Origin of the sequence: Streptomyces agglomeratus (assembly GCF_001746415.1) — a bacterium.
Taxonomy (GTDB): Bacteria; Actinomycetota; Actinomycetes; order Streptomycetales; family Streptomycetaceae; genus Streptomyces; species Streptomyces agglomeratus.
Window position 1 is genome coordinate 1864333 of sequence record NZ_MEHJ01000001.1, and the last position, 26848, is coordinate 1891180.

24 protein-coding genes are annotated in these 26848 nt (G+C 72.4%); 9 read left to right on the forward strand and 15 right to left on the reverse strand.

What is annotated here, in order from left to right; all coding sequences use genetic code 11:
• Positions 1 to 25: 25 nt before the first annotated feature.
• A complete protein-coding gene (locus AS594_RS07875) occupies positions 26 to 853 on the reverse strand; it encodes an IclR family transcriptional regulator (RefSeq protein ID WP_079148697.1) in 828 nt (275 codons plus the stop codon).
• Between the two features lie 164 nt (positions 854 to 1017).
• On the opposite strand from AS594_RS07875, the gene AS594_RS07880 reads away from it, so the two are divergent.
• Positions 1018 to 1356, forward strand: a complete 339-nt coding sequence (locus AS594_RS07880; protein WP_069926296.1) for a bifunctional 3-phenylpropionate/cinnamic acid dioxygenase ferredoxin subunit — start codon at positions 1018 to 1020, stop codon at positions 1354 to 1356.
• A 161-nt stretch (positions 1357 to 1517) separates the two neighbouring features.
• On the opposite strand, the gene AS594_RS07885 is transcribed toward AS594_RS07880, so the two are convergent.
• The 8 genes from AS594_RS07885 to AS594_RS07920 form a co-directional block, all read right to left on the reverse strand.
• Positions 1518 to 1946: a hypothetical protein gene (locus AS594_RS07885; RefSeq protein WP_069933231.1), complete on the reverse strand. Its 429-nt coding sequence runs from the start codon at positions 1944 to 1946 to the stop codon at positions 1518 to 1520.
• 342 nt (positions 1947 to 2288) lie between these two features.
• On the reverse strand, positions 2289 to 3578 hold the full coding sequence (locus AS594_RS07890; RefSeq protein WP_240508963.1) for a glycoside hydrolase family 6 protein: 1290 nt from the start codon (positions 3576 to 3578) through the stop codon (positions 2289 to 2291).
• A 155-nt stretch (positions 3579 to 3733) separates the two neighbouring features.
• The gene (locus AS594_RS07895) at positions 3734 to 4144 is read right to left on the reverse strand and encodes a ribosomal maturation YjgA family protein (RefSeq protein ID WP_069930345.1); all 411 of its coding nucleotides are present in this window, start codon (positions 4142 to 4144) and stop codon (positions 3734 to 3736) included.
• A gap of 27 nt (positions 4145 to 4171) precedes the next feature.
• A complete protein-coding gene (locus AS594_RS07900; RefSeq protein WP_069935052.1) occupies positions 4172 to 5323 on the reverse strand; it encodes an XdhC family protein in 1152 nt (383 codons plus the stop codon).
• Positions 5324 to 5362: 39 nt separating this feature from the next.
• Positions 5363 to 6829, reverse strand: coding sequence for an NCS2 family permease (locus AS594_RS07905; protein ID WP_069933230.1), 1467 nt, complete (start codon positions 6827 to 6829; stop codon positions 5363 to 5365).
• Positions 6830 to 7111: 282 nt separating this feature from the next.
• The gene (locus AS594_RS07910) at positions 7112 to 9496 is read right to left on the reverse strand and encodes a xanthine dehydrogenase family protein molybdopterin-binding subunit (RefSeq protein ID WP_069926300.1); all 2385 of its coding nucleotides are present in this window, start codon (positions 9494 to 9496) and stop codon (positions 7112 to 7114) included.
• 3 nt (positions 9497 to 9499) lie between these two features.
• On the reverse strand, positions 9500 to 10102 hold the full coding sequence (locus AS594_RS07915) for a (2Fe-2S)-binding protein (RefSeq protein ID WP_069926301.1): 603 nt from the start codon (positions 10100 to 10102) through the stop codon (positions 9500 to 9502).
• Between the two features lie 2 nt (positions 10103 to 10104).
• Positions 10105 to 10995 carry an FAD binding domain-containing protein gene (locus AS594_RS07920; protein WP_069926302.1) on the reverse strand — a complete coding sequence of 297 codons (891 nt, stop codon included), beginning with the start codon at positions 10993 to 10995 and terminating at the stop codon, positions 10105 to 10107.
• Positions 10996 to 11352: 357 nt separating this feature from the next.
• Between AS594_RS07920 and AS594_RS07925 the strand changes: the two genes are divergently transcribed.
• The 3 genes from AS594_RS07925 to AS594_RS07935 all read left to right on the forward strand — a co-directional run bounded on the left by AS594_RS07925 (position 11353) and on the right by AS594_RS07935 (position 14583).
• The gene (locus AS594_RS07925) at positions 11353 to 13092 is read left to right on the forward strand and encodes a PucR family transcriptional regulator ligand-binding domain-containing protein (protein ID WP_069926303.1); all 1740 of its coding nucleotides are present in this window, start codon (positions 11353 to 11355) and stop codon (positions 13090 to 13092) included.
• A 24-nt stretch (positions 13093 to 13116) separates the two neighbouring features.
• Positions 13117 to 13680, forward strand: coding sequence for an SRPBCC family protein (locus AS594_RS07930; protein ID WP_240508964.1), 564 nt, complete (start codon positions 13117 to 13119; stop codon positions 13678 to 13680).
• 129 nt (positions 13681 to 13809) lie between these two features.
• Positions 13810 to 14583, forward strand: coding sequence for a hypothetical protein (locus AS594_RS07935; protein ID WP_176733168.1), 774 nt, complete (start codon positions 13810 to 13812; stop codon positions 14581 to 14583).
• A 27-nt stretch (positions 14584 to 14610) separates the two neighbouring features.
• On the opposite strand, the gene AS594_RS07940 is transcribed toward AS594_RS07935, so the two are convergent.
• The gene (locus tag AS594_RS07940; protein WP_069926304.1) at positions 14611 to 15369 is read right to left on the reverse strand and encodes a GntR family transcriptional regulator; all 759 of its coding nucleotides are present in this window, start codon (positions 15367 to 15369) and stop codon (positions 14611 to 14613) included.
• A 157-nt stretch (positions 15370 to 15526) separates the two neighbouring features.
• Between AS594_RS07940 and AS594_RS07945 the strand changes: the two genes are divergently transcribed.
• Positions 15527 to 16408, forward strand: coding sequence for a (2Fe-2S)-binding protein (locus AS594_RS07945; protein ID WP_069926305.1), 882 nt, complete (start codon positions 15527 to 15529; stop codon positions 16406 to 16408).
• Positions 16409 to 16612: 204 nt separating this feature from the next.
• The gene (locus AS594_RS07950) at positions 16613 to 17668 is read left to right on the forward strand and encodes a DUF2637 domain-containing protein (protein ID WP_069926306.1); all 1056 of its coding nucleotides are present in this window, start codon (positions 16613 to 16615) and stop codon (positions 17666 to 17668) included.
• A 33-nt stretch (positions 17669 to 17701) separates the two neighbouring features.
• Here AS594_RS07950 and AS594_RS07955 read toward each other — a convergent pair whose 3' ends face one another.
• The 4 genes from AS594_RS07955 to AS594_RS40910 form a co-directional block, all read right to left on the reverse strand.
• Positions 17702 to 18178, reverse strand: a complete 477-nt coding sequence (locus AS594_RS07955; RefSeq protein ID WP_079144738.1) for an ATP-binding protein — start codon at positions 18176 to 18178, stop codon at positions 17702 to 17704.
• 152 nt (positions 18179 to 18330) lie between these two features.
• Complete coding sequence (locus tag AS594_RS07960; RefSeq protein WP_141747160.1) at positions 18331 to 19152, reverse strand: hypothetical protein; 822 nt, start codon at positions 19150 to 19152, stop codon at positions 18331 to 18333.
• Between the two features lie 111 nt (positions 19153 to 19263).
• Positions 19264 to 21012: a pyruvate dehydrogenase gene (locus AS594_RS07965; protein WP_069933228.1), complete on the reverse strand. Its 1749-nt coding sequence runs from the start codon at positions 21010 to 21012 to the stop codon at positions 19264 to 19266.
• A gap of 93 nt (positions 21013 to 21105) precedes the next feature.
• Complete coding sequence (locus tag AS594_RS40910) at positions 21106 to 23028, reverse strand: protein phosphatase 2C domain-containing protein (protein WP_079148698.1); 1923 nt, start codon at positions 23026 to 23028, stop codon at positions 21106 to 21108.
• A 308-nt stretch (positions 23029 to 23336) separates the two neighbouring features.
• Between AS594_RS40910 and AS594_RS07975 the strand changes: the two genes are divergently transcribed.
• From AS594_RS07975 to AS594_RS07985, 3 genes are all read left to right on the forward strand, one after another.
• On the forward strand, positions 23337 to 24341 hold the full coding sequence (locus AS594_RS07975; protein WP_069926309.1) for a helix-turn-helix domain-containing protein: 1005 nt from the start codon (positions 23337 to 23339) through the stop codon (positions 24339 to 24341).
• A gap of 136 nt (positions 24342 to 24477) precedes the next feature.
• The gene (locus AS594_RS07980; protein ID WP_069926310.1) at positions 24478 to 24960 is read left to right on the forward strand and encodes a DUF456 domain-containing protein; all 483 of its coding nucleotides are present in this window, start codon (positions 24478 to 24480) and stop codon (positions 24958 to 24960) included.
• 89 nt (positions 24961 to 25049) lie between these two features.
• A complete protein-coding gene (locus tag AS594_RS07985; protein ID WP_107357962.1) occupies positions 25050 to 25415 on the forward strand; it encodes a PPOX class F420-dependent oxidoreductase in 366 nt (121 codons plus the stop codon).
• Positions 25416 to 25452: 37 nt separating this feature from the next.
• Here AS594_RS07985 and AS594_RS07990 read toward each other — a convergent pair whose 3' ends face one another.
• Positions 25453 to 26847, reverse strand: coding sequence for a DNA-3-methyladenine glycosylase 2 family protein (locus AS594_RS07990; protein WP_069926312.1), 1395 nt, complete (start codon positions 26845 to 26847; stop codon positions 25453 to 25455).
• Position 26848: the final 1 nt, after the last annotated feature.

The window sequence follows — 26848 nt, forward strand, 5'->3', positions numbered from 1 at the left end:
CCGGTGTCCGCCGGGCAAGGCGGCGTCAGGTGCGGTGGCCCATCCGGTACGACAGCTCCCCCGCCGCGTCGACGGCCAGCTTGGCCAGTTCCACCAGCCGCGCCTCGTCCATCCGGTACACCGGTCCCGACACGCTGACGGCTCCGACCACCTTCCCGTCGTGGGCGCGCACGGGCGCCGCGACCGCGCTCAGCCCGACCTCCATCTCCTCGGACACGACGGCGTACCCGTCGGCCGCGATCTCCGCCAGCTGCGCGCGCAGTTCGGCCGCCGAGGTCACGGTGTGCTCGGTGAACCGCGGCAGCCGGCGGGCCAGGAAGAGCTCCCGGGTCGCCTCCGGAAGCCCGGCGAGCAGCACCTTCCCGCTGGAGGTGGCGTGCAGCGGCGTACGCCTCCCGAACCAGTTCTGCGCGGTGACGGACGCCGCGCCGCGCGCCTGCATGATGTTGACCGCCGCGTCGTCGTCGAGGACCGCGAGGTTGACCGTCTCCCCCGCCTCGTCGGCGAGTTCGCGTACGACGGGGGCGCTCTCCTGGGAGATGTCCAGCCGCCCGGCGGCGGCCCCCGCGAGTCTGAGCACCCCGGCGCCCAGGTAGTACTTCCCCCCGTCCTTCGCCTGCCCCACCAGGCCGCGGTTCTCCAGCACGCCCAGCAGCCGGAAGGCGGTCGACTTGTGGACCTCCAGTTCGTCGGCGATCTCGGTGACCCCCGCCTCGCCGAGTCTCGCCAGGATCTCCAGCACACTCACCGCGCGGTCCACCGACTGAACGGAACTCGCGCCTCCCTTGGTCCGCTTCGCCTCGTCGGGCGCCTCCGGCTCCTGCGTGTCGACTGTCTCGCTCCTGCTCGCCATGTGTCCGCTCTCACCACCTGGCGGCCGATTCACGGCCGTCTTCGACGGGGCCCTTGACGCAACGGCCCCCGATCCGGATTGTGTTCCGCACCTGTTGCGCATCGCGCGCGTCGATGCACCATCTGGAACATCATGTTACCGAAGAGCGAACTCTGGGGGCTCTGGTGATTCCTGTCTGCCACCTCGACGACCTGCCCGAGGGCGAGTCCGTCCGGCTCTCCACCGAGCCGCCGATCGCCGTGTTCCGCACCGGAGGCGCGCTCTACGCGATCGACGACACCTGCTCCCACCAGGACGCCTCGCTGTCCGAGGGCTGGCTGGAGGGATGCTTCGTCGAATGCCCCCTGCACGCGGCCCGGTTCGATCTGCGCACCGGCCAGCCCAGCAACCCGCCCGCCCGCCGACCGGTCCGCACCCACCGGGTGTCGGTCGACGAGAACGGCTACGTCCGCGTCCAGCCGGCCACCGACGCCGAACCGGCGAGGGAAGGCAGCGCCGCGTAAAGACCGTCGCTGTACGCGACCTGCTCGCGGGCCGCATACATGCGCGTACGGGGTAGCAGGCAAAAGAACAGCGCCGGGCTGTGCGACTCCTCCAGCAGTCGCACAGCCCGGCGCCCGGACCTACTGATCGGATTCCAGAAGGAATTCCGAATCGGGAAATACTAGCGGCGCACCGTCACGCAGGCCGTTCCGACCTTGCCGGTATTACGCCAGGAAGTGACGCACACCTTGGTGTTGTCCCGGTAGTTCCTGTTCGGCGTGATCTTAATGCCGACCTGCTTGCTCTTGTAGTTCCTCACGGGCGACGTCTTCTTGTACAGCGGGCGTCCCGGCTCCTTGATTTCGAGCCTGAACTTCGTCGCCACCACCGCACGCGGGTTGGGAGTACAACCCGGGTAGCGGGAGCAGTCGCCGAACGCCGTCACTTCCCGGACGGTGAGGCCACTCCCCTTGACGGACACACACGCCGTGAAGACCGAACCGCCGTTGCACTTGCTTGCGCTCGCGTGGGCCGGGCCCGCGGTGGCAAGCATGCCCACGCCCACAGCCGCAGCGGTCGCACCGGTCGCAATTGCGCGCTTGAAACGCATTCAATTTCCTCCGTTGGCACTTCCGGGGGATTCCCGCACGACACGGAAATACGGCGTCACGCCGGAATGCTTCACAGCCGGCCGAATCAATCGACCGCTCCCCCGATTTGGTCGATCACCAACCTATTGAGGCACCCGGAGGGTGTCAACAGATTGTTGAAGCGCCAATCCGGAGGGCGAGGGGAAGTGGTTGAATTCATAATTCAAAACCGCGCGGGTGCGGTGTTGAATAGAATCCAATATTCCAGGAAGAGGTAATGGAATTAGTGTTTCCGAATGGAGTGACGGCCTCCGGTAAACGACTCCCGTCGGCCGCACTCCGGGCACGCGGCAGTCCCTTGCTCAGTGCGGCATGATCGCCGGATTGGCGAGCCGGACCAGTTCGAGTGCCTGGGCGGGGAACCAGTCACCCGCCTTCGGGTCGATCGTGCCCCGCTCGGGGTCCTTGGGGCCCTTCGTACCGCGCAGGCACGCGCCGTCCGACTCGCCCGGGGTCTTGATCCACAGGTTGGCGTCGTTGAGCGGGTCGCCGGTGCGGGTGGTGGGACGGATGCCGAGACCGCGTCCCGGCGGGTTGCACCAGTCCTGCGCGTCGCGGTACTTGCCGGCGGGCGGGGTCCAGGGGCCCCTGCCGTTGCGGCTGTTGTCGGTGACGAAGTGCTTCATGCGGTCCGGGACGAAGGGCACGTGTCGGTCGAGCCAGCGCTGGGCGTCCGCGCGCTTCCACTTCTGGGTCGGGCAGGCGGACGCCTTCCCGCCCTTGTCGACGTGGGCCAGGCAGGACGAGATGAGCCTGCCGTACCAGGCGTTGGCGTCGTCCGTGCCGTAGTTGGAGACGTTCACGGCGAATCCGGTGGCGCGGGCGACCCCGCCCTTGATCAGGCGGGGCACGATGCTGTCCACGGTGTGCCACGCCGGGTGCCCGGCGTCTACGTACACCTTCGTGCGGGGCAGGGCGCCGAGGGTGGCGGCGGCGCCTTCGACCTGGGCGTAGCGCGCGGCGGTCGCGGCGGCCCTGGCCGCCTCCGCGTCCTTCTCGTCCTTGGCCTCCTTCGCGTCCTTGGCCTCCTTCCCGTCCTTCCGGGCGCCGGCCGGGCAGTCGGCCGGCACCAGGGCGAGCGCGTCGGGTTCCACGACGACGAGCGCGCGGCCGCGGCCGATGCCGGCCGCAACGGCACCGACCCACGCGCGGTACTCGGCCGTGTCGCGCAGACCACCGGCCGAATACTGGGAGCAGTCGCGGCCGGGGACGTTGTAGAGCACCAGCGTGGGGGTCTTCTTCCGCCGGGCGGCGTCGCGGACGATCGCGCGCGTCTCGCTCCTGACTTCGTCCGGCGTACGGCCGGCGAGCCACACGGCGTGCGGGGTAGCGGCCATGGCCCGCAGTCCGGCGGCCTCGCGCGGCTGCTTGGCGCGCTCCATCGCGTCGGCCTGCCGGTACGCCGCCGGGTTGGCCCGCGGCGCGTACAGGCTGGTGGCGACGTCGACCGGGTCTTCGGACGCGGCGGTCGTGGCGGTCGTGGCCGCGGCCGGCAGCGCGCCGAGCAGCAGCGCCGACGCCAGACCGGTGGTGGTCAGGGTGAGGGGGAGGGCGAGGGGGGCGGTGCGGAGGATCGGTCGTCTGATGCGCACAGGTTCACTCCTGGGTCGCGGGCGGCGACCGGCCGGTGGGAGCGCTCCCACCATCCGGATACGGCCCGTCGGATTCAGTGGTCCAAGGCGTGTACGGCGCCACCGGGCCTCGGGCCGGGACGCCGGCGAAGGGCACCCCGGGGCCGCTCGCGGCACTACGCGTGGCGCGGGCCGTCCGGCCGGGGCACCGCGGTGCGTATGAGGAGGAAGAGGCCCGCGCCCATGGCGTACCAGAGCAGGTCGGGCGCGTTGAAGGTCGAACCGAGCACGAGCCGTGCGAGGACGCTGCGCCCGGCCAGGTCGGCGGGTACGCCGGTGAGCTGCGCGCACTCGATCGCCCAGCTGACGGCGAGCGCGACACCGGCGGCCGCAGGCGGCCTGGTCGCGGGTGCGAGGGCGGTGACGAGCGTGCACAGCAGAACGGTGTAGAGCGCGTCCCCCGCGTACTTGGCGGTTTCGCCGTGCCCCACGGCCCGGACACCGAGCCCCGCGCACAGCGTCACGCCCGCGGCCACGGCCGCGAGGTGACGGGTCCGGGTCCGGGCCCGGCGCAGGGGGGCACTCACGGCGGACACTGTACGTCCGCACCGGCGTCAGGCGACGGAACCTATGCGTCCGGCCGGGGCCCGAGGACCCTCGTGGTGGATCGGGGTGTGCGCGCCGGTGAGCGACGCGCCGCTGCCCCCGCGCCGGGCGGCGACGATCTCGGCCGCGATGGACAGGGCGGTCTCCTCCGGCGTACGGGCGCCGAGGTCGAGGCCGATGGGGCTGCGCAACCGGGCCAGTTCGAGCTCGGTGACGCCGACGTCCCGCAGCCGCCTGTTGCGGTCCTCGTGGGTGCGGCGGGAGCCCATGGCACCGACGTACGCGATCGGAAGGCGCAGCGCCCGCTCCAGCAGGGGGATGTCGAACTTGGCGTCGTGGGTGAGGACGCAGAGCACCGTACGGCCGTCGACCTCGGTCGACTCCAGGTAGCGGTGCGGCCACTCGACGACGATCTCGTCGGCCTCGGGGAAGCGCGCGCGGGTGGCGAAGACGGGACGCGCGTCGCACACGGTCACGTGGTAGCCGAGGAATTTGCCCACGCGCACGAGGGCGGGGGCGAAGTCGATGGCGCCGAAGACGATCATGCGTGGGGCGGGGACGCTCGACTCGACGAGGAGCGTCAGCGGCCGGCCGCAGCGCGAGCCGTCCTCGCCGATGAGGACGGTGCCGGTGCGTCCGGCGTCGAGCATGGCGCGGGCCTCGCCCGCCGCCGTACGGTCCAGCTCGGGGTGGCCGCCGAGGGCGCCCTCGTACGAACCGTCGGGGCGGACGAGCAGGGCGCGGCCCATGACGTCGGCCGGCCCGTCGGTGATCCGCGCGACCGCCGCCGCATCCCCACATGCGGCGGTGGCCAGCGCTGCCGCGAACACCTCCCCGCCGGGAGAGTCCGCGCGTACCGGGGTGACGAGGATGTCGATCACGCCGCCGCAGGTCAGACCCACGGCGAACGCGTCCTCGTCGCTGTAGCCGAAGCTCTCCAGGACGGTTTCGCCGTCCTGGAGGGCCTGCCGGCACAGTTCGTACACCGCGCCCTCCACACACCCGCCGGAGACGGAGCCGATCGCCGTGCCTTCGGAATCGACCGCGAGGGCCGCTCCCGGCTGCCGGGGCGAACTGCCGTGGGTCGCCACGACCGTGGCCACGGCGAAGTCACGACCCTGCTCGACCCACCGGTTGAGCTCTTCGGCGATGTCCAGCATGACTGTCTCCTTACGGGGTGCTGAGGGCGGGCTCGGGGGTTATCCGACGCCCAGCCAGGATTCGATGGGGTGGATCGCGAAGTACACGATGAAGATCGCGGTCAGGCCCCACATGAAGGCGCTCACCTCGCGCGCCTTGCCCTGCGCCACCTTGATGACGACCCAGGAGATGACACCGGCGGCCACACCCGTGGTGATGGTGTAGGTGAACGGCATCAGGACCACGGTCAGGAACACCGGGGTCGCGGTGGCGCGGTCGCTCCAGTCGACGTGCCGGGCGTTCTGCATCATCATCGCGCCGATGACGACCAGGGCCGCGGAGGCGACTTCGGCCGGCACGATCGCGGTGAGCGGGGTGAAGAAGAGGCAGGCCGCGAAGAACGCGCCGGTCACCGCGGAGGAGAGGCCCGTACGGGCACCCTCGCCGACGCCGGTGGCCGACTCGACGAAGACGGTCTGGCCGGAGGCACCGCCGACACCGCCGATGACACCGCCGGCGCCGTCGATGAAGAGCGCCTTGGACAGGCCCGGCATGCGGCCCTTGTCGTCGGCCAGCTTAGCCTCGCTGCCGACACCGATGATGGTGGCCATGGCGTCGAAGAAGCCGGCCAGCACCAGGGTGAAGACGATCATGGTGACGGTGATGTAGCCGACTTCTCCGAAGCCGCTGAAGGACACTTCCCCGAAGAGTGAGAAGTCGGGGGCGGAGACCGCGCTTCCCTCCAGCTCCGGTGCGCGGAAGGACCACGCCTTGCCGGGGATGCCGGCGATCGCGTTGAGGACCACCGCGACGACGGTGCCCACGACGATGCCGATCAGGATGGCGCCGGGTACGTTGCGGGCCTGGAGGGCGAAGATCAGCAGCAGGGTGACCGCGAAGATCAGGACGGGCCAGCCCGCCAGTTCACCCGCGGGACCGAGCGTGACCGGGCCACCGCCGAAGGCGGGGTTCTCGTGCACGAAGCCGGCCTTCACCAGGCCGATCAGCGCGATGAAGAGGCCGATGCCCATGGTGATGCCGTGCTTGAGCGCGATCGGGATCGCGTTCATGATCAGCTCGCGGAGGCCGGTGACCACCAGGAGGCAGATCACCGCACCGTAGGCCACACACATGGCCATGGCCTGCGGCCAGGTCATCACCTGGATGACCTGAGAGGCAAGCACACCGGAGACGCTGAGACCGGCCGCGAGGGCGAGCGGGACCTTGCCCCAGAAGCCCATGAGCAGCGTGGTGACAGCGGCGGCGAGAGCAGTCGCGGTGATGAGGGCGGGCTGGCTGAGGCTGTTGCCCGCCACGTCCTTGCCGTTGAGGATCAGCGGGTTGAGCAGAAGGATGTACGCCATCGCCATGAAGGTGGTGATGCCGCCGCGGACCTCGGTCGCGACGGTGGATCCTCTGTCGGTTATGTGGAAGTACCGGTCGAGCCAGGACCGGCCGGCGGGCTGGCGCGTTCCCGCGCCGGCGTCCTCCGCCGTGGTCGTCGGCTCTGTGGACTGCTGGGTCATGGTGCCTGTCTCCCAAGGTTCAAAGGGGCACCCGCATGGAGATTGGAAACGCGGGATTTGGGATGCTGCGAGGGCTGCACGACCCGGGGGACGGCCCGAGACGAACGGGGTTTTGACTCTGTGAGCGGTTACTGCGGGTTGCTGCGGTTATTGCGTTTCTGCTGTTTCTGCTGTTTCTGCGAGGACCGCGAGCGGTGCGGTACTTGAAGACCCCGGGCGGTGTCAGGCGGGGAATTGTGACGTTCCTGGAGGCACGGCACCGCCCGGGGAGCTGGAGGGAACTCAGGTACCGGTGAGGTGCTCGGGCCGCACCGGCGTCCTGTTGAGTTCCAGACCCGTCGCGTTCCGGATCGCCGCGAGAACGGCCGGGGTCGACGAGAGAGTGGGGGCCTCACCGATGCCGCGCAGCCCGTAGGGCGCGTGCTCGTCGGCGAGTTCGAGCACGTCGACGGGGATGGTCGGCGTGTCGAGGATGGTGGGGATCAGGTAGTCCGTGAAGGAGGGGTTGCGCACCTTCGCGGTCTTCGGGTCGACGATGATCTCCTCCATGACCGCGACGCCCAGGCCCTGGGTGGTTCCACCCTGGATCTGGCCGACAACGGACAGCGGGTTGAGCGCCTTGCCGACGTCCTGCGCGCAGGCCAGCTCGATGACCTTGACCAGACCGAGCTCGGTGTCCACCTCGACGACCGCGCGGTGCGCGGCGAACGAGTACTGGACGTGGCCGTTGCCCTGTCCGGTCCGCAGGTCGAACGCCTCGGTGGGCCGGTGGCGCCACTCCAGCTCCAGGTCGACCGACTCGCCTTCGAGTACGTCGACCAGGTCGGCCAGCACCTCGCCGCCGTCGGTGACGACCTTGCCGCCTTCGAGCAGCAGCTCCGCCGTCGCCCAGGCCGGGTGGTACGAGCCGAACTTGGCCCGCCCGATCTCCAGGACCTTCTCGCGGACGTTCTCGCAGGTGTTCTTGACCGCGCCGCCCGTGACGTAGGTCTGGCGGGAGGCGGACGTGGAGCCCGCCGAGCCGACCTGGGTGTCGGCCGGGTTGATCGTCACCTGCGTGACGCCGAGCTCGGTGCGGGCGATCTGCGCGTGGACGGTGACACCGCCCTGGCCGACCTCCGCCATCGCGGTGTGCACGGTCGCGACCGGCTCGCCGTTGATGACCTCCATCCGCACGCGGGCGGTGGAGTAGTCGTCGAAGCCCTCGGAGAAGCCGACGTTCTTGATGCCGACCGCGTAGCCGATGCCGCGTACGACGCCTTCGCCGTGCGTGGTGTTCGACAGACCGCCGGGCAGGGCGCGTACATCGGCCTGCTCGCCGGCCGCCAGCCACTGCTGCTCGGGCGGCAGCGGCATGGCCTTGACGCGGCGCAGCAGCTCGGCGACGGGCGCCGGGGAGTCGCACGGCTGGCCGGTGGGCAGGAGCGTGCCCTGCTCCATGGCGTTGAGCCTGCGGAACTCCACCGGGTCCATGTCGAGCTTCGCCGCGAGCTTGTCCATCTGCGCCTCGTACGCGAAGCACGCCTGGACCGCGCCGAAGCCGCGCATGGCGCCACAGGGCGGGTTGTTCGTGTAGAGCGCGATGGCCTCGATGTCGACGCTGTCGATGACGTACGGGCCGGCGCTCAGCGACGAGGCGTTGCCGACGACCGCCGGGGAGGCCGACGCGTAGGCGCCGCCGTCCAGCACGATCCGGCACTTCATGTGCGTGAGCTTGCCGTCCTTGGTCGCGCCGTGCTCGTACCAGAGCTTCGCCGGGTGGCGGTGCACGTGGCCGAAGAAGGACTCGAACCGGTTGTAGACGATCTTGACCGGCTTGCCGGTGCGCAGGGCGAGCAGGCACGCGTGGATCTGCATCGAGATGTCCTCGCGGCCGCCGAAGGCACCGCCGACGCCGGAGAGCGTCATGCGGACCTTCTCCTCGGGCAGGCCGAGGACGGGGGCGATCTGCTTGAGGTCCGAGTGCAGCCACTGGGTGGCGACGTACAGGTCGACGCCGCCGTCCTCGCCGGGTACGGCCATGCCGGACTCGGGGCCGAGGAACGCCTGGTCCTGCATGCCGAAGACGTACTCGCCGGAGACGATGACGTCGGCGCGCTTGGCGGCCTCGTCGGCGTCGCCGCGGACGATCGGCTGGCGGTGCACGATGTTCGGGTGCGGGACGTGACCGATGTGGTGGTCGTCGCGGCCCTCGTGGATCAGCAGCGCGTCGGGCGCGGTGGCCGACGCCTCGTCGGTGATGACGGGCAGCTCGGCGTAGTCGACCTTGATCTTGGCGGCGGCGCGGCGCGCCGTCTCCGGGTGGTCGGCGGCGACGATGGCGACCGGCTCGCCGTGGTGGCGGACCTTGCCGTGGGCGAGAACCGGGGTGTCCTGGATCTCCAGGCCGTAGTTCTTGACCTCGGTGGGCAGGTCGTCGTACGTGAGCACGGCGTACACGCCGGGCATGGCGAGCGCCTCGGCCGTGTCGATCGACCGGATCTCGGCGTGCGCGGTGGTGGACCGGAGCGTGTAGCCCCAGAGCATGTCCTCGTGCCACATGTCCGAGGAGTAGGCGAACTCGCCGGTGACCTTCAGGGTGCCGTCGGGGCGGAGCGTGGACTCGCCGATGCCGCCCTTGGTCTTCGAACCCTGCTTGATGCTGGTGGGGGTACCTGTGACGCCCATGGATCAGACCCCGCTTTCCTGGCGGTCCTGGCGAGCGGCCGCCAGGCGCACCGCGTCCAGGATCTTCTCGTAGCCCGTGCAGCGGCACAGGTTGCCCGAGAGCGCCTCGCGGATGTCCGCGTCGGACGGCTCGGCGTTGCGCTCGAGGAGTTCGTCGGCGGCGACCAGCAGACCCGGGGTGCAGAAACCGCACTGCACGGCGCCGGCGTCGATGAACGCCTGCTGGATCGGTGCGAGCTCCGCGCCCTCACCGTTCTGCGAGTCGGCGACCTTGTCGGAAGGGCGAGCCTGCCACTGCTGGGCTTGCTGGAGGGAGGTCCCGCCGCAGGCGCCGGTCGCGCAGCCCTCTTCGCGCTGCTTGGCGAAGTCGGCGAGGCCCTCGACGGTGACGACCTCGCGGCCCTCGACCTGGCCTGCGGCGACGAGGCACGCGCAGACGGGGACACCGTCGAGGCGGACCGTACAGGAGCCGCACTCGCCCTGCTCGCACGCGTTCTTGGAGCCCGGCAGGCCCATGCGCTCGCGCAGGACGTAGAGCAGGCTCTCACCCTCCCAGACGTCGTCCGCTTCCTGCTTACGGCCGTTGACCGTGAAATTCACGCGCATTGCTATGCAGCTCCTTCAAGCGTGCGGCCGTTGCCGCGGTACTGCTCCCAGGTCCAGCCCAGCGTGCGGCGGGCCATGATGCCGACCGCGTGGCGGCGGTACTTCGCGGTGCCGCGCACGTCGTCGATCGGGTTGCAGGCACCGGAGGCGAGCTCCGCGAACTGCTTGGCGATCGAAGGGGTGATGATCTTGCCGCTCTCCCAGAACCCGCCCTCTTCAAGCGCGGCGTTCAGGAAGTCCTCGGCGGCGCGGGCGCGCAGCGGGGTCGGGGCGGCGGAACCGATGCCGGTCTTCACCGTGCGGGTCTCGGGGTGCAGCGCGATGCCGAACGCGCAGACCGCGATGACCATGGCGTTACGGGTACCCACCTTGGAGAACTGCTGCGGACCGTCGGCCTTCTTGATATGGACGCTTTTGATCAGCTCGTCCGGCTCCAGCGCGTTGCGCTTCACGCCGGTGTAGAACTCCTCCACCGGGATGAGGCGCGTTCCGCGTACCGACTCGGCCTCGACCTCGGCGCCCGCGGACAGCAGGGCGGGGTGCGAGTCACCGGCGGGGGAAGCCGCGCCGAGGTTTCCGCCGACCGAGCCGCGGTTGCGGATCTGGGGCGATCCGACGGTGTGGGCGGCGAGCGCGAGGCCCGGCAGTTCCGCCCGCAGGTGGTCCATGATCTGGGTGTACGGGACGGAGGCACCGAGCTGTACGGTCTCCTCGCCCACCTCCCACTCGCGCAGGTCGCTGATGCGATTCAGATCCAGGAGGTACTCGGGACGGCGGTGGTCGAAGTTGATCTCGACCATGACATCGGTGCCGCCCGCGATGGGCACAGCCGTGGGGTGCTCGGCCTTGGCGGCGAGCGCCTCCTCCCAGCTGGCGGGGCGAAGGAAGTCCATGAGGCTCTCTTCTTCTCAATCGGGTGGTTCGCGTATCGCTGGGGCTGGAGACGGCCAACCGCCGGCTTGTCGGCCTGGTGCTCTGAGCCGACCGGGTCGCTCTGAGGCGTTCATCTGCCGTTCACGTGGCTTGGCCCAAGTACACCGCCGGGGCTTCGCCTGGTGCAGTCACCGAAACCATGAAGGAGTTGGCTGGTGACTGCTCACGTCTTGTAGATTCGAACGAAAGGCGAAGCTCTGTCGCCTCACGGCTTTCCTCCGGAAACACCAAGCACGGCCTCCGGGACCGGCAAGCACGCCTTCGGGCCACCACTAACAGCATCCATCCACCACGAGACAGATCGGCGGCGAACACCCATGCGGCTGCGCGCACTGCTTGAGACCGAAGCGCTGGGCCTGCGGCTGCTCGGCGGCGAGGAAGAACTCGACCGCACCGTGCGCGGTGTGATGACGACCGACCTGCGGGACCCCAGCCGCTATCTGTCCGGCGGCGAGCTGGTCCTCACCGGTCTGGCGTGGCGGCGTGACGCCGAGGACTCGGAGCCCTTCGTACGGATCCTGGCGGGCGCGGGCGTCGCCGGGCTCGCGGCGGGCGAGGCGGAGCTCGGAGCCATCCCGGGCGACCTGGTGGAGGCGTGCGTACGTCACCGGCTGCCGCTCTTCGCGGTCCGGGAGGCCGTCGCCTTCGCGACCATCACCGAGCACGTGGTGCGCCAGGTGTCGGGCGAGCGGGCCGGTGACCTGGCGGCGGTCGTCGACCGTCACCGCAGGCTGATGACCTCGGGCCCGGCGGGCGGCGGCCCCGAGGTGGTGCTGGACCTGCTGACCTCCGACCTGGACCTGCGCGCCTGGGTGCTCTCGCCCACCGGCCGCCAGATCGCGGGCGCCGGCGACCCGCTGCCGCCGGCCGTGGGCGCCGTGCTCGCGGGCGAGCACCTGGCCGCCAGCCGCACCGGGCGCCGGGCGCCGCACCGGGCCGCCGTGCGGGGCACGACGTACTCGCTGTTCCCGATCAGGAGCGCCGGGCGCGGCGCGGGCGCCGCCGCGGCCGCTTCCCGCGACGTACGCGAGAGCGTGCTGTCGGACTGGCTGCTGGCGGTGGAGGCGGACGCCGGCGACTGGCCCGCCGCCCGTTTGGACCTGCTCCAGGGGGTGACTCAGCTGATCGCCGTCGAACGCGACCGGCGTGACGCCGCCCGTACGGTACGCCGCCGCCTCGCCCAGGAGGTCCTGGAGCTGGTGCAGACGGGCGCGGCGCCCGCCGAGATCGCGGCCCGTCTGCGGGTCGCCGCCCCGGTGCTGCTGCCCGGCCTCGGTTCGGCGCCGCACTGGCAGGTGGTCGTGGCGCGGGTCGACTGGCTGGAAGGCGGCCCCGGCGGCGCCGGTCCGGCCGCGGCGGTCCCGTCGGGGCCGGTGGCCCAGACGCTGCTGGAGGAAATACTGGTCGACCCGGCGGTGGTCGGTCCCGACTCCTCCGACCGGATCGCGGTGGCGCACGCGGGGGACGAGGCGATCGCCCTCGTACCGCTGCCGGCGGTCGCCCTGGAGGCGGCGCAGGAGACGGACGGAGACGGCGGGGGCGACGACGGGGCCTCCCGTGCGGGGCTGCACGCCGACGTACTCCTGGAGGCGGTGCGTGAGCCGCTCTCGGGCGGCCTCGCCGACGACGGGCGGCTGACACTGGGTGTCAGCGCGGCCGTGCACTCGGCGGAGGGGCTGCGCGGGGCGCTGGAGGAGGCCCGGCATGCCCGCAGGGTCGCGGCGGCGCGCCCCGGCCGGGTCTGCGCGGCGGGCCACCACGAGCTTGCGTCGCACGTGCTGCTGCTGCCGTTCGTGCCGGACGACGTGCGCCGGGCGTTCACCGCGCGGCTGCTCGACCCGCTGCGGGACTACGACCGGCGGCACCGGGCGGAACTCATCCCCACCCTCGAAGCGTTCCTCGACTGCGACGGTTCTTGGACGCGGTGCGCGGCCCGGCTGCATCTGCACGTGAACACCCTGCGCTACCGAGTGGGCAGGATCGAGCAACTGACGGGTCGTGATCTGTCGCGTCTTGAGGACAAGCTGGACTTCTTCCTCGCCCTGAGGATGAGCTAGCGCGGCCAGGAGGGGGCTTCGGCCATGAGCCGGAACGACAGGCACGACGGGCAGCACGGGCACGACGGGCACGATGGGCAGCACCGTCACGACGGGCAGGACGGCCCGGACAGCCGCGGCAGACGGTCCATTTCGGTCACCGAGGTCGTCGGCGCGGCGCCGCAGCGGATATTCGAGCTGCTCGCCACGCCGGCCAGACACGCGGAGCTGGACGGATCGGGCATGCTGCGCGGTTCGGCGCGGGGACCGGAGGTACTGAGCGGTCCGGGTGACCGGTTCTCCATGGGGATGAGCCGGCGGGGCGTCAAGTACCGCTCGGTCAATGTGGTGGTCGAGTACGAGAGGGACCGGCTCCTCACCTGGGAGACGTGGGGCGAGGTGGGCGGGCGCCGGCTGGTCGGCGGCCAGCGCTGGCGCTACGAGCTGGAGCCGTCGGGTACGTCGTCGACCCGGGTCACCCACACGTACGACTGGTCGCGGGCGCGCCTGCCCCGGCTGGTGGTGGAGCTGCCCGGATTCCCGAAGCGGATGCGTCCCGCGATGACCGCGACTCTGGGCCGGCTGGCCTCCCTGACCGACCGATTGTGAATTCGTTCACCTGGGCTCTTGGCCCGGAGTGCCATTCCGTGCTGAGATTCGCCCACTGAGCACGACCGGCTCCATCACTCACAGCTCAATGACGTGCTGCTCGGGGAGGGCAATGTGGCGCATCCCGCCATGTCTGGTTCCGGAACGACCGCAGGGGACGGAAGCCCACTCCAGACCGCGGTATGGCGGCTGCGCTCACGCGGCTGCTGGACCGACGCCGCGGCCCTGCTCGAACCGCATGGGGGCGAAGGTCCCACGCCCGCCGCCGCACTCCAGCGGGCGTCGCTGCTCGTGGAGCGCTGCCTGTTCACGGAGCGGGGCTGGGCGGAGGCCGAGGACGCCCTGCGTACGGCGGAGGCGGTGGCCCGCAGCGACGACGAGCGGGGCGCGGCGGCGTGCGAGCGGGGCCAGCTGGCGTACGCGTCGACGGTGCTCGGCGCCCGCGACCGCGCCGACGAGGCGCGCTCCGCGCTCGGCAGGGCCGCTGCGCTGCTCGCCCCGACGGCGCCGGGCCGCCCGCTCCTGGACTTCCGGCGCGGCCTGGTCGCCGAGCACATCTCCGCATCACCCCAGTCGGCCCGGGCCGCCTACCGCCGCGCCCACGAGGGTGCGGCGGCGCACGGGGAGACGCTGCTGCTGTCGTTCACGTGGCGGCATCTGGCCGGGCTCTCCCTGCGCGAGGGCGAGTTGGCGGACGCGCGGCACGGCTTCGCGGAGTCGCTGCGGATACGGGAGGAACTGGGCTACCTGGTCGGCACGGCCCCGGCGCTCGCGGCCCTGGCCGACGCCGAGCCGGAACCGGAGGCGGCCCGCCTGCGCGCGGAGGCGGGGCGTCTGTTCCGCCTCCTGGGCGGCGTACCGACGTGGCTCGCGGCGCAGCTGACGCCGTCCGCGGCGGTGTGAGCACCCCGGCGGTCGTCGCCGCCGTGTTCAGCGGTCGGCGCCCGCGAAGTGTTCGCGGACCAGCGACTGAACCACCGTCAGGTCCTGCGCCGCCAGGGCGTCCAGCAGGGCCAGGTGCTCGGACGCGTCCGCCAGGAGGTCGGCCCGGCGGGCCAGCGGGTCGCCGGTGAGCAGCGGCCACTGGGAGCGGCGGTGGAGATCGTCGGCGACGGTGACGAGCTGGTGGTTGCCGGAGAGGGAGAGGACCGCGCGGTGGAACGCGCGGTCCGACTCGGCGTATGCCGCCCGGTTGCCGGTGGCCGCCGCCGCGGTGGTGGCCTCGGCCAGCGGGCGCAGCTCGCACCAGCGGGCGGCCGGAACCGTACGGGCCAGCCGGAGCATGACCGGAACCTCGATCAGGGCGCGCACCTCCGCCAGCTCGGCGAGCTCCGTCGCGCTGCGGACCGTGACGCGGAAGCCGCGGTTCGGTACGACCTCCACGGCGCCCTCCAGCGCCAATTGCAGCATCGCCTCGCGCACCGGGGTCGCGGAGACACCGAAGCGGGCGCCGAGGGCGGGGCCGGAGTAGACCTCGCCGGGTGCCAGCTCACCGCTCACCAGGGCGGCGCGCAGGGCGTCGAGGATCTGACCGCGCACCGAGTGGCGCTGTACGGCGCGGGGCGCCGGGGGCTCGCTGTGCGTGTGTTCGCCGCGCGCCTGCTCCGGCACGCGCTGGGCAGACGGCATCGGCGCGGCGGCGGGCCGGTACCCGTGCGCCGCGTCGCGCGGTCCGCCCTGCTGCTCCATGGGGAGTCCTTCCGGTGCTGTGTCCTTTATGCACGATAGGCGCCCGCGAGCCGATCCGGGGGCCCGGGGGTGTCCCGGAGTAGACAAGGGCAAACATCGAATCCATCGGGTAAGGTAAGGCTTACCTGCAAACGATCGCGATTCGGTGGTCCCCTGCATGACCGTCCCCGCCCTGCTCCCCGGCGTCGCCACCTCCCCCGTCGCGGCCTCCTACGCCCGCCTCACGGATGTCTTCTCCGGGCTGCGCGTCGACGAGCTGGCGGACGGGGAGCAGGCGCCCCGGGGCGGCGGCTGGGTCGGCGCCGCGGAGCTCGCGGCCGGCGGTGGCGCCCTCGACGCCTTCCTGGCCTGGGACAACGCACAGGTTCTGCGCGACTACGGGCAACAGGCCCGCCCCGACGTCGTGGCGAGTTTCGGTCTGCACCGGTACGCGTGGCCCGCCTGCCTGCTCATCACCGTGCCGTGGTTCCTGCACCGCCGGGTGCCGCGCGCGCCCGTCGAGGACGTCTCCTTCCAGCGCACCCTGGGCCGGATGGCGGTACAGGTACAGGAATTCGCCTGCCTGCCCGGTGACCCGGCCGCTTCCCTGCCGGGCGCCCGCGTCGTACCGGACGAGGAGGCCCTGCGCGGTGAGGTGCGGGACGCGGTGGCGCAGCACCTCGGCCCCGTGCTGGAAGGCTTCGGACCGCGCATGCGGCGCGGGAAGCGCGCGCTGTGGGGCATGGCGACGGACGAGATCGTGGAAGGGCTCTGGTACGTCGCTCACCTGCTCGGTGAGGAGCGGCGCGCCATGCGGGAACTGGAGGCGCTCCTGCCGGGTACGACCAAGCCGTACGCGGGGACGGCGGGCTTCCGCGAACTGACGGGCCCTGACGGCGAGTCGCTGCCGACCCGCGACCGCGCGAGCTGCTGCCTCTTCTACACGCTGCGCCCCGAGGACACCTGCGTGACGTGTCCGCGTACGTGCGACGCCGACCGCGTACGCAAGCTGAGCGAGGAGGCCGCGGCGAGCGCGGCGTCCGTCGCGACCGCGGTCTAACGGGAGCCCTCGGCACGCCACCCGATCAGGTGGCATAAATCGAACGCAACAGGCCGTGTCCGTACGGTGGTTCGACCAGATGGCACCTATTCGCGTGCCCTGGCACTCCCTTGGCGTTCTCTTGCACCGAAAGCCCCTTTGGGCCACTTGGGTTCCGCCAATATGGCGCCCGAAACGCTCTGCCGCGATGCAAGGGACACCGCAATGAGACTGACCGACATATCGCTGGACTGGCTGCTTCCTGGTGGCGTGATGCTCGCGGGGGTCCTGGCGGCGGTCGCGGTACTCGCGCGCGGCAAGCGCGCCGGTGGCAAGGCCGCGGCCGACGACTCCTGGGAACGCACGGAGGAGCGCCGCAGGCGGAAGGAAGCGATCTACGGGATCGCTTCGTACCTTCTGCTCTTCTGCTGCGCGGCGGTCGCCGCCGCCCTCTCCTTCCACGGCCTGGTCGGCTTCGGCCGGCAAAACCTCAGCCTCTCCGGCGGCTGGGAGTACCTCGTCCCGTTCGGCCTCGACGGCGCCGCCATGTTCTGCTCGGTGCTCGCCGTCCGCGAGGCCAGCCACGGTGACGCCGCCCTCGGTTCCCGTCTGCTGGTGTGGACGTTCGCCGGCGCGGCTGCCTGGTTCAACTGGGTGCACGCACCACGCGGGCTCGGCCACGACGGCGCCCCCCAGTTCTTCGCGGGGATGTCGCTCTCGGCCGCCGTGCTGTTCGACCGGGCGCTGAAGCAGACCCGCAGGGCCGCGCTGCGCGAGCAGGGGCTGGTGCCCCGGCCGCTGCCGCAGATCCGGATCGTACGGTGGCTGAGGGCGCCCAGGGAGACCTTCGGCGCGTGGTCGCTGATGCTCCTGGAGGGCGTGCGGACGCTGGACGAGGCGGTCGAGGAAGTACGGGAGGACGCACGCGAGAAGGAGCAGAACCGTATCCGCCGACGCGACCACCAGAAGCTGGAGCGGGCGCAGTTGAAGGCCATCAACCGGCAGCACAGGGCCTGGGGGCGCGGCCGTGGCGGCCGGCAGGTCGTCGAGGTCTCGGCTCTCACCGCCGGTTCGGGCTCCGCGCCGCCGCAGGCGGTCGCGGAGCCCGCCATAGCGGAACCCGGACAACTGCCGCTTCGACAAAGGCCCTCCCTTCAGGCCGTGAAAGGCGCTGAAAGGGCGATGACCGTCGACCTCACCGCCGAGGACGACACACAGGCTCTGCCACGACTCGACTCACTCGAACGCAAACTCAAGGACCTTGAGCAGCAGTTCGGCTGAGCGGCGGTGCCGTGGCGGTGGCGGGCCGGGCAGTTACGCCGGCCCGCCACCGCCCATGTCGAGTTCGAACCAGACCACTTTCCCTACGCCTTGCGCCCGCACGCCCCAGGCGTCCGCGAGTGCCTGAACCAGGACCAGCCCCCTGCCGTGCGTACCGTCGTCGGCGACCGGTACGCGCAGCCTCGGGTGGCTGCCGGCGGAGTCCCGTACCTCGACCCGGAGCCGGGAGGCGGCGACGGTGGCCGTCACCTCGGCGTCGTGCTCCGTGTGGACCAGGGCGTTGGTCACCAGCTCGGTGGTCAGGAGCTCGGCCACGTCCGTGCAGCTCCGGCCGCCCCGGCTCCGGAGGATCTCGCGCAGAGCGCGCCGTACCTCGGGGACCGCTGTGAGCTCCGCGTGCCCCAGTCTGCGTCGCAGCTGAATGGGGTCCCCCTCCCCGTCGCCCTCCGCCGGTGCGCCCGTCGGCCCTGTCGCGGCCGCACCGCGTTCACTCGCCTGTTGCCCTGTCATAGCCCCCACCCGCACGCTGGATCGCCCTTTCTCTCGAACAGGCTCACGGGATGCATGCCCCGCCCGCGCAATGGCACTCATGTCCAATAGTCAATTAAGCGGTGTGAGGGTTATTTCCGGATCTGGGCGGGCGCCGGCCGGTCGCCGGTGTGTCAGCCGCCCGCCCGACGCGCCTCGGGCGTGAGACCCAGTTCCGCGTCCAGGCCCAGTGCGTACGCGAGGTCGACGTCCAGGTCGGCGTCCGCTTCGAACGCCGCGTCGATGCCGGTACGGGCCGCCCCCGCGCCGGACCCCGCGACCGCACCGCCCGCGCCCCCGCCGCCGAACACCTCCGCGCGCAGCCCCGCGTCCAGCCGCGCCGCCGCCGCGTCGTCCAGCACCAGCCGCCCGCCCAGCGCGATGTTCGCGTCCCCGGTCACCGTGTGCGGGATGAGACGCGCTCTGGCGTCGCTCAGTACGCCGAACCGGGTGTCGGGCCTGCCCTCCCCCACCTTGGCCGTCACGACGCGCGTTCTGAGGTCGACCGCGAAGTCCGTGACCGTGACGGCCGCCCCGTCACGCTTCGACAGCCGTACGCCGCCGTCGAACCCGACCTTCCCGCCCAGCAGCTTGCCGCCCCGGTGCGCGATCCGGCCGCCCTCGCGCACCGTCAGGCCGACTTCGCCCTCGCCCAGCGGAACCGCGCCCTCGACGGGCGCCGCCGCGACGCCGCGCCCCGCCGGGCCGAGAGCCGCGCCCAGGTCCAGCCTCAGCCGTCCCGCCCTCATCGGGGTGCCGGGGGCCGGAGCTCCGGCGTCGGCCGCGGCGGGCGCGTGCGATCCGGCCGTCGGTCCGGCCCCGGCCCACAGGACCGAGGTGACCGCGTCCGGGAGTGCGGCGATCGCGGCGGGCGTGATGATGACGACGGCGGCCGCGGCCACGGCGGAGATGCGGCCGCGGCCGAAACGGCGCGGGGTGGACAGGCGCGAAGACATGCGCGTCACAGGCCCTTTCGCTGGCTGGGGTGGGTAGCAGTCGGTCGCCTGAGACCTTCCACGACACGCCGCGTCCGCCCCGCCACGACCCGGGATTCCACTCGTACGGACCTACGGTCTCGGCACATTGCGCAGGTTCGAGCGGGCCATCTGGAGCATCCGCCCCACCCCGCCGTCCAGCACGATCTTGCTTGCCGACAGCGCGAAGCCGCTCACCATCTCGGCGCGGATCTTCGGCGGGATCGACAGCGCGTTCGGGTCGGTGACGACGTCCACCAGCGCCGGGCCCTTGTGCTTGAAGGCGTCCTTGAGGGCCCCGGCGAGGTGCTTGGGCTTCTCCACCCGCATGCCGTACGCCCCGCAGGCGCGCGCGACCGCCGCGAAGTCGGGGTTCTTGTTCGCCGTCCCGAACGAGGGCAGTCCGTCGACCAGCATCTCCAGTTCCACCATGCCGAGGGAGGAGTTGTTGAACACCACGACCTTCACCGGCAGTCCGTACTGCACGAGGGTGAGGAAGTCACCCATCAGCATGCTGAAGCCGCCGTCCCCGGACATCGCGATCACCTGGCGGCCGCGGTCGGTGAACTGGGCGCCGATCGCCTGCGGCATGGCGTTGGCCATCGAGCCGTGAGTGAAGGAGCCGATGATGCTGCGCCGTCCGTTGGGGGTGATGTACCGGGCGGCCCAGACGTTGTTCATGCCGGTGTCGACCGTGAACACGGCGTCGTCGTCGGCCAGTTCGTCGAGGACGGACGCGACGTACTCGGGGTGGATCGGCACCCGCTTCTCGACCTTGCGGGTGTACGCCTTCACCACGCCTTCGAGCGCGTCGGCGTGCTTCTTCAGCATCCGGTCGAGGAACCTGCGGTCGGTCTTCGCCTTCACGCGCGGTGTCAGACAGGTCAGCGTCTCGCGTACGTCGCCCCAGACGGCGAGGTCCAGTCTGGAACGGCGGCCGAGGCGTTCGGGCCGTACATCGACCTGGACGATCTTGACGTCCTCGTCGTGGGGAAGGAAGTCGTAGTACGGGAAGTCGGTGCCGAGGAGGATCAGCAGATCGCACTCGTGGGTCGCCTCGTACGCCGCGCCGTAACCGAGCAGTCCGCTCATGCCGACGTCGTACGGATTGTCGTACTGGATCCACTGCTTCCCGCGCAGCGCGTGCCCCACGGGTGACTTGACGCGCTCCGCGAACTGCATGACCTGGGCGTGGGCGCCGGCCGTGCCGCTGCCGCAGAAGAGCGTGACGCGCTTGGCCTCGTCGATCATGCGGGTGAGCTTCTCCAGCTCCGCCTCGCCGGGCCGTACGGCGGGACGCGAGGTCACCAGCGCGTGCTCGCCCGCCCGTTCCGGTACCGGCTGGGACGCCACGTCGCCGGGCAGTGACACGACGCTGACGCCGCTGCGGCCGACGGCGTTCTGGATCGCTGTCTGGAGCACGCGCGGCATCTGCCGGGGGGTGGAAATGAGTTCGCAGTAGTGGCTGCACTCGCGGAACAGCTGGTCCGGATGGGTCTCCTGGAAGTACCCGAGGCCGATCTCGCTCGACGGGATCTGCGAGGCGAGGGCCAGGACCGGCGCCATGGAGCGGTGCGCGTCGTACAGGCCGTTGATCAGGTGCAGATTGCCGGGGCCGCAGGAGCCCGCGCAGGCGGCGAGCGTGCCAGTGATCTGGGCCTCGGCGCCGGCGGCGAAGGCGGCGGTCTCCTCGTGCCTGACCTGGATCCAGTCGATGCCGGGGGTCCGGCGGACGGCGTCGACGACGGGGTTGAGGCTGTCGCCGACGACACCGTAGAGGCGTTGCACGCCGGCTTTCACCAGGATGTCGACGAACTGCTCCGCCACCTTCTGCTTGGCCATGGGATGCGCACGCCTTTCGGGGAGACGGTCGGCCGGCCGCGCACGGTGCCGTACCCGCGCGGTGCCAGTTCCATCAACCCATGGGGTTCGCCGTTACGCCTCCCAGACGGTCACCGCCGTACGGTCGTCGGCGTACCCCTTCACCCTCAGGCAGGTGTCGGCGAGGTACTCGGCGAGGCCGGGCGGCCCGCTGCCGGCCCAGCGTTCGGCCAGTTCTTCGGCGAGGGCGGGCTCACCGCGCAGCGGGTCGGCGAGGCCGCCGCTGCACAGGAGGAGCGTGTCACCCGGGCGGGCCACGGAGGCCCGGAAGCGGAAGGGCTCCGTGGGCGGCAGGCGGTTCTCGACGTACGGGGCCGGGGGCGTCGGAATGCCGAGGTCCATGGTGAGCCGGTCACCCTCGGGTGTCTCGGACGGACGGCCGGGGCCGCCGGACGGGATCGACCCGAAGCCGACGACGGGCGCGCCGGTGACGGGGGCGGGCTCGGGGACGGCCGGCTCGATGTCCTGCCAGACACCGTCCCGCAGCCGGAACAGGCCGCCGCCGCCGATGCCGAAGAAGACCCTGGTCCGGCAGGCGGGGTCGGCGGGCAGGAGGAGGCAGCGCAGACCGACCGTGTACTCCTCCGGCGGCAGGCCGAGTTCGGACGCGCGGGCGCGGAGCCTGCCGTAACTGCGGTCGGTGAGGCGGTGCAGACCGGACTTGAGGTCGCCCCGGCTGCCCGCCCGTATGTCGTCCGCGAGGCGGGCGTGGCTGCGGCCGACGGCTTCACCGATCCAGTCGCAGGCGTCGGCGGCGGCCAGGTGCGCGCTCCCGGCGGCGCGGGCGCCGCCGGCCACGGCGACCAGCACGAGGGCGTCCGCGCCGCTGCCGAAGCGGGCGGTGATCAGAGCGTCGCGGCGGGGTTCGCCGCGGTAGCGGGCGGAGTCGCCGCGGACGGAGGCGGCGCGCAGGGTGTACGTGCCGTACCGGGCGCCGTCGAGCACGGTGTCGGGGACGAGCGCGCCGAGTTCGCGCGGGTCGGCGGCCGGGAGGGCGGTGGGCTCGGCGTCGTAGGTCGGCGGCCGGTCCCCGACGAACCCCGCGCGGGGCCGGTTCTCCCGGCCTCCCCGCTGCCGCCCGTCTCCGGACCCGGTGCTCTCGGGTAAAGCGCCGGCGCCGTACGGAGGGGCGGCCGCCGGCCCGGCCCCGGGCTGAGCGGGGTGCTTCGCCGGGCGGGCAGGGGCGGGAGCCGCGGACTTCGGCCCGGAGTGCGGTCCGGCGGGGTGTGCCGGCCGGGGAGGTACGGGCGCGGGTGGTCCGGGAGGGCGCGTCGGCTGCGGACGCACCGGCGCGGGCGGCCGGGCCCCGGAGGCTAGTACAGCGTCCTGGGGACCGCCGGCCTCGGGGGTCGCGCGGGGCGCGGGGACGGCACCGGGGAGCGGGCCGCCGGACGGCTCCGGCCCGGACTCCCCGCGGGCGGGCGGGACTTGGGGCACCTCGGGCGGCTCCCAGGGCGCACGCCGGCGTGCGATGCCGGGCGCCGTGGGGGGTGGCGCGGCGGGCGGGGGACCCGGCGCAGGGGGCCCGTGCGGTGGGGGCGCGGACGGCGGCGCGGTGGGCGGTGGCGACGGGGGCGCGGACGACGTCGGCGAGCGGGGTGGCGACGGCGGCGGAGGTCCGGACGGCGCCTGGGGCGCCTCGGGCGCCGGCGGCGGGGCGAGCCCGTCACGTACCGGCGTCGGCGCGGGCTCCTCACATACCGGCGTCGGCGCGGACGACCTGAGACCCTCACCTTCCGGCGGCCGCGCGGGCGGCGGCCCGAGTCCTTCGCGTGCCGACGGTGGCGGCGCGGGGGGCGCGAGCCCTTCGCGTGCGGGCGGTGGCGGCGACAACGTGTCCGCCGCCGAGTCGAAACGGGCGTCCAGAGTGTCACCGTCCTGCCGCCCGCGATTCGCGTCCGGGACGGGCTCGGTCTCGTACAGCCGGTTCCACCACTCGTCCTCGCCGGTGGCGCGCCTCTCCCCCTGCTGGCTCATGCCCCTATTGTCCACGTCAACCGCCTTACGAAAACGGGGCATCGGGAAAAATAAGTCCCCGGGCGATCCCGCCCCCACACTGGGACGCACGATATCGGGCGCATCGCTCCCTCCGGCGGAATACGTCGCAAACCCACTGTCGCCGGGGGTGGTTGATGCCGAGGAGACGTCACCTTGGCAGAGTGACGGGTGGTGCGGGGATGATGCGCGGGGCGGTTTCGCGCCGTGCGCCGCTTCCACCATGAGCCGCTGGGCAGGATCGGGGCGCGCGCGTGCGGAACCGGCGCGTCCGGGGAGGGGTGTGGAGGGTGCTGGGAGCCATTGGTCTCGACGAGGCGCAGGAGTCGGCGTACCGCGCGCTCGTCGCGCTCGGCGCGGCGGAGGTGTCCGACCTCGCGCACCGGCTGACGTTGCCGGAGGCCGATACGGAACGCGCGCTGTGCCGCCTGGAGCGGCAGGGGCTCGCGGCCCGGTCGTCCGCCCGTACGGGAAGGTGGGTGGCCGCGCCGCCCGGGGTCGCGCTCGGCGCGCTGCTGACGCGGCAGCGGCACGACCTGGAGCAGGCGGAGGCGACGGCGGCGCTGCTGGCGGCGGAGTACCGGGCGGAGGCGGCGGAACCCCCGGTGCACGACCTGGTCGAGGTGGTGACCGGCGCGAGCGCGGTGGCGCACCGCTTCGCACAGCTGCGGCTCGGCGCCACCGAGGAGGTGTGCGCGCTGGAGACGGCGCCTCCCGCCACGACCCGCGGCTCGGACCACGACAGCGACGGCGACGGCGACGGCGACGCACGGGACGGGACGGCCACGCGTGGCGTGCGGTACCGCGCGGTGTTCGAGCGGGAGGTTCTCACCGTGCCGGGCGGGATCGCCGGCCTGTCGGCGGCGCTGGGGCGCGAGGAGGTGCGGGTGGTGGACAAGGTGCCGACGCAGCTCGTGGTCGCGGACCGGACCATCGCGATGGTGCCGCTGACGGGGCGCGGCGCCGAGCCGGCGGCCCTCGTCGTACACGCGAGCGGGCTGCTGGAGTCACTGACGGGGCTCTTCGAGGCGGTGTGGCGGGACGCGCTGCCGTTGCGGCTGGGCGCCGACGGAGCGGTGTCGCCGGAGGGGCCGCCGGGCCCCGACGCCACGGATCTCCAGGTGCTGTCGCTGCTGCTGGCCGGGATGACCGACGCGAGCGTCGCCAAGCAGCTTGAGCTGGGCCTGCGGACGGTGCAGCGGCGGGTGAAGGGGCTGATGGAGCTGGCGGGTGTGACGACGCGGTTGCAGCTGGGCTGGCAGGCGTACGAACGCGGCTGGGTCGGCCGACGCTGACGCACGTCCACGGTGCTTGCGCCGACTCCGTACGGCCCGGCCCGGCCCGTGATCCGTTACGGTCGAGCCTCGGCGGGCACGCCCCGGGCGGCCCCGCCGACCTGCGGTGCCAGCCCGTGTCGCGCACGCTGGAGAGATGGGCGTGTGGCAGCTCCTCCTGGTCGGCCTCGTCATGCTGCTCGGCCTGCTCGGCGTGCTCGTACCAGGTGTTCCGGGGCAGGCCATCGTCTGGGCGGCCGTGCTGTGGTGGGCGCTGGAGGACAAGACGGTGCTCGCGTGGGGTGTCCTGATCGGCGCGACCGGCCTGCTGCTGCTCGACCAGGCGCTCAAACCCCTGCTGCCGGCCCGCCGCCCGCAGGAGTCCGGTGCGCCGCAGCGGACGCTCATGGTGGGCGGGATCGCCGCGATCGCCGGCTTCTTCCTGCTGCCGGTGGTGGGCGCGATCGCGGGGTTCGTCGGGGGCATCTACGCCGTGGAGCGGGCGCGGCTCGGCGGCCACGGCGGCGGCTGGGCCTCCACCCGTACGGTCATGCGTGCCATCGGCTACCCGGTGCTGGTGGAGCTGTTCGCCTGCCTGCTGGTGGTCGGCGCGTGGGCGGGCGTGCTGATCTGGGGCTGACCTCCGTCCGGCGCCCGGGGCGAGTCCTGCGGAAGTCCTACGTCGCGGAACCGATGTGCGGGGCGGGTCGCGCGTGTGACGCTGGCGTCATGACCGCATTCAGCGACGCCGAACGCGCGTACCTCAAGACGCAGCGCCTGGGACGGATGGCGACGGTCGACCCCGAGGGCCGGCCGCAGGCGAACCCGGTCGGTTTCTTCCCGCAGGACGACGGGACGATCCTGATCGGCGGCCACGCCCTCGGTACGACGAAGAAGTGGCGCAACCTCCAGGCGAATGCGCATGTCGCGCTGGTGATCGACGACATCGTGAGCCTGAGGCCGTGGGCGGTGCGCGGGGTGGACATCCGGGGCGAGGCCGAGCTGCTGACCGGGCCGCACGACCTGGGGCCGCACTTCAGTCAGGAGCTGATCCGGATCCACCCCCGGAAGATCCACAGCTGGGGTCTGGACTGAACCCCCGGGCGCGGTCGCCCCGCGCCCGCTGCGGGCGTTACGCCGCCGAGCGGTGCCGTACGGCGTACGACCGCCAGGGCCGCCAGGCGGCGGCCCGCGGTTCGCTCCGCTCGCCCGCGGCCTCGCTCTCCGCACCGTCCGGCGCGACGTCCGGGTCCCCGAGGGCGCGCATCCGGATGAGGCCAGCGGTCCGCGCGGTGATCCCCGGCAGCGCGCGCAGCGCCCGCTCCGCCTCGTCGCGGTCCGCTCCGGGATCCAGCCGTACGACCCCGTCCGCGAGCGCGGTCGCCAGCGTCCGCAACACCGGGTCCTCGGCCCCGGTGAGGGCGCCCGGCTCGGGGAAGACGTGCGTCAGGGTGCCGCACGGCTGGTCGAGGACCTTCCCGTACGTCTCGACGAGCCCGGCCGCCGCCTCCGGGCCGACCACTGCCCGTACCGCGAACTCGTCGGGGTCGGCGGCGCCCGGCGAGCGCAGTCCCGGCCTGGCGGCGACCAGCGGCGCCAGCTCCGGATCAGCGGCCAGCCGCTCGTCGACGGCGTACGGGTCTGCGTCCAGGTCGAAGAGCCGGCGCAGTCGCTGGACTGCGGTGGTCAGGTCGCGCAGGTCGGTGAGGTGGATGCGGGCGTCGAGCCATCCGCGGTGCGGCGCCTCGTCCACGGCGGCGATCGCCGTGCCGTACGGCAGACGCAGGGTGCGCCGGTACGTGCGGGCGCCGGGCTCGCCGGCCATCTCCTCCACGCGCGGTACGGCCTCGCTCGCGAGGAGGTCGAAGACCTCCTTGGCGGCGTACACCCCGCGATAGGCGAGCCGCAGCGGAATCCCGGCGGCGCGGGCGGGGCTCGGGCCGCGGCCGCTCCCGGTGCCCGCGGTCCTGGTCCCGGACTCCTTGCGCAGGAGGGTGGGCGTGCGGGCGTAGATCTGGCGGATCGTGTCGTTGAACTGCCGCACGCTCGCGAAGCCGGAGGCGAACGCGATCTCCGTGACGGGCAGTGCGGTCGTCTGGAGCAGGACGCGGGCGGTGTGCGCGCGCTGGGCGCGGGCGAGGGCGACCGGGCCCGCGCCGAGTTCGGCGGTGAGCTGGCGCTGTACCTGCCGGGTGCTGTAGCCGAGCCTCCCCGCGAGACCGGGCACGCCTTCGCGGTCGACGATTCCGTCGCCGATCATCCGCATGGCGCGGCCGACGACGTCGGCTCGGGCGTTCCAGTCGGCTGATCCGGGTACGGCGTCGGGGCGACAGCGGCGGCAGGCCCGGAAACCGTTGGCCTGGGCGGCGGCCGCCGTCGGGTAGAAGCGCACGTTCGCGCGCTTGGGGGTGACGGCCGGGCAGCTCGGGCGGCAGTAGATGCCGGTGGTCGCGACGGCGAAGAAGAACTCTCCGTCGAAGCGGGCGTCGCGGCTGGTCACCGCCTCGTACTTGCTCTCTTCGTCCATC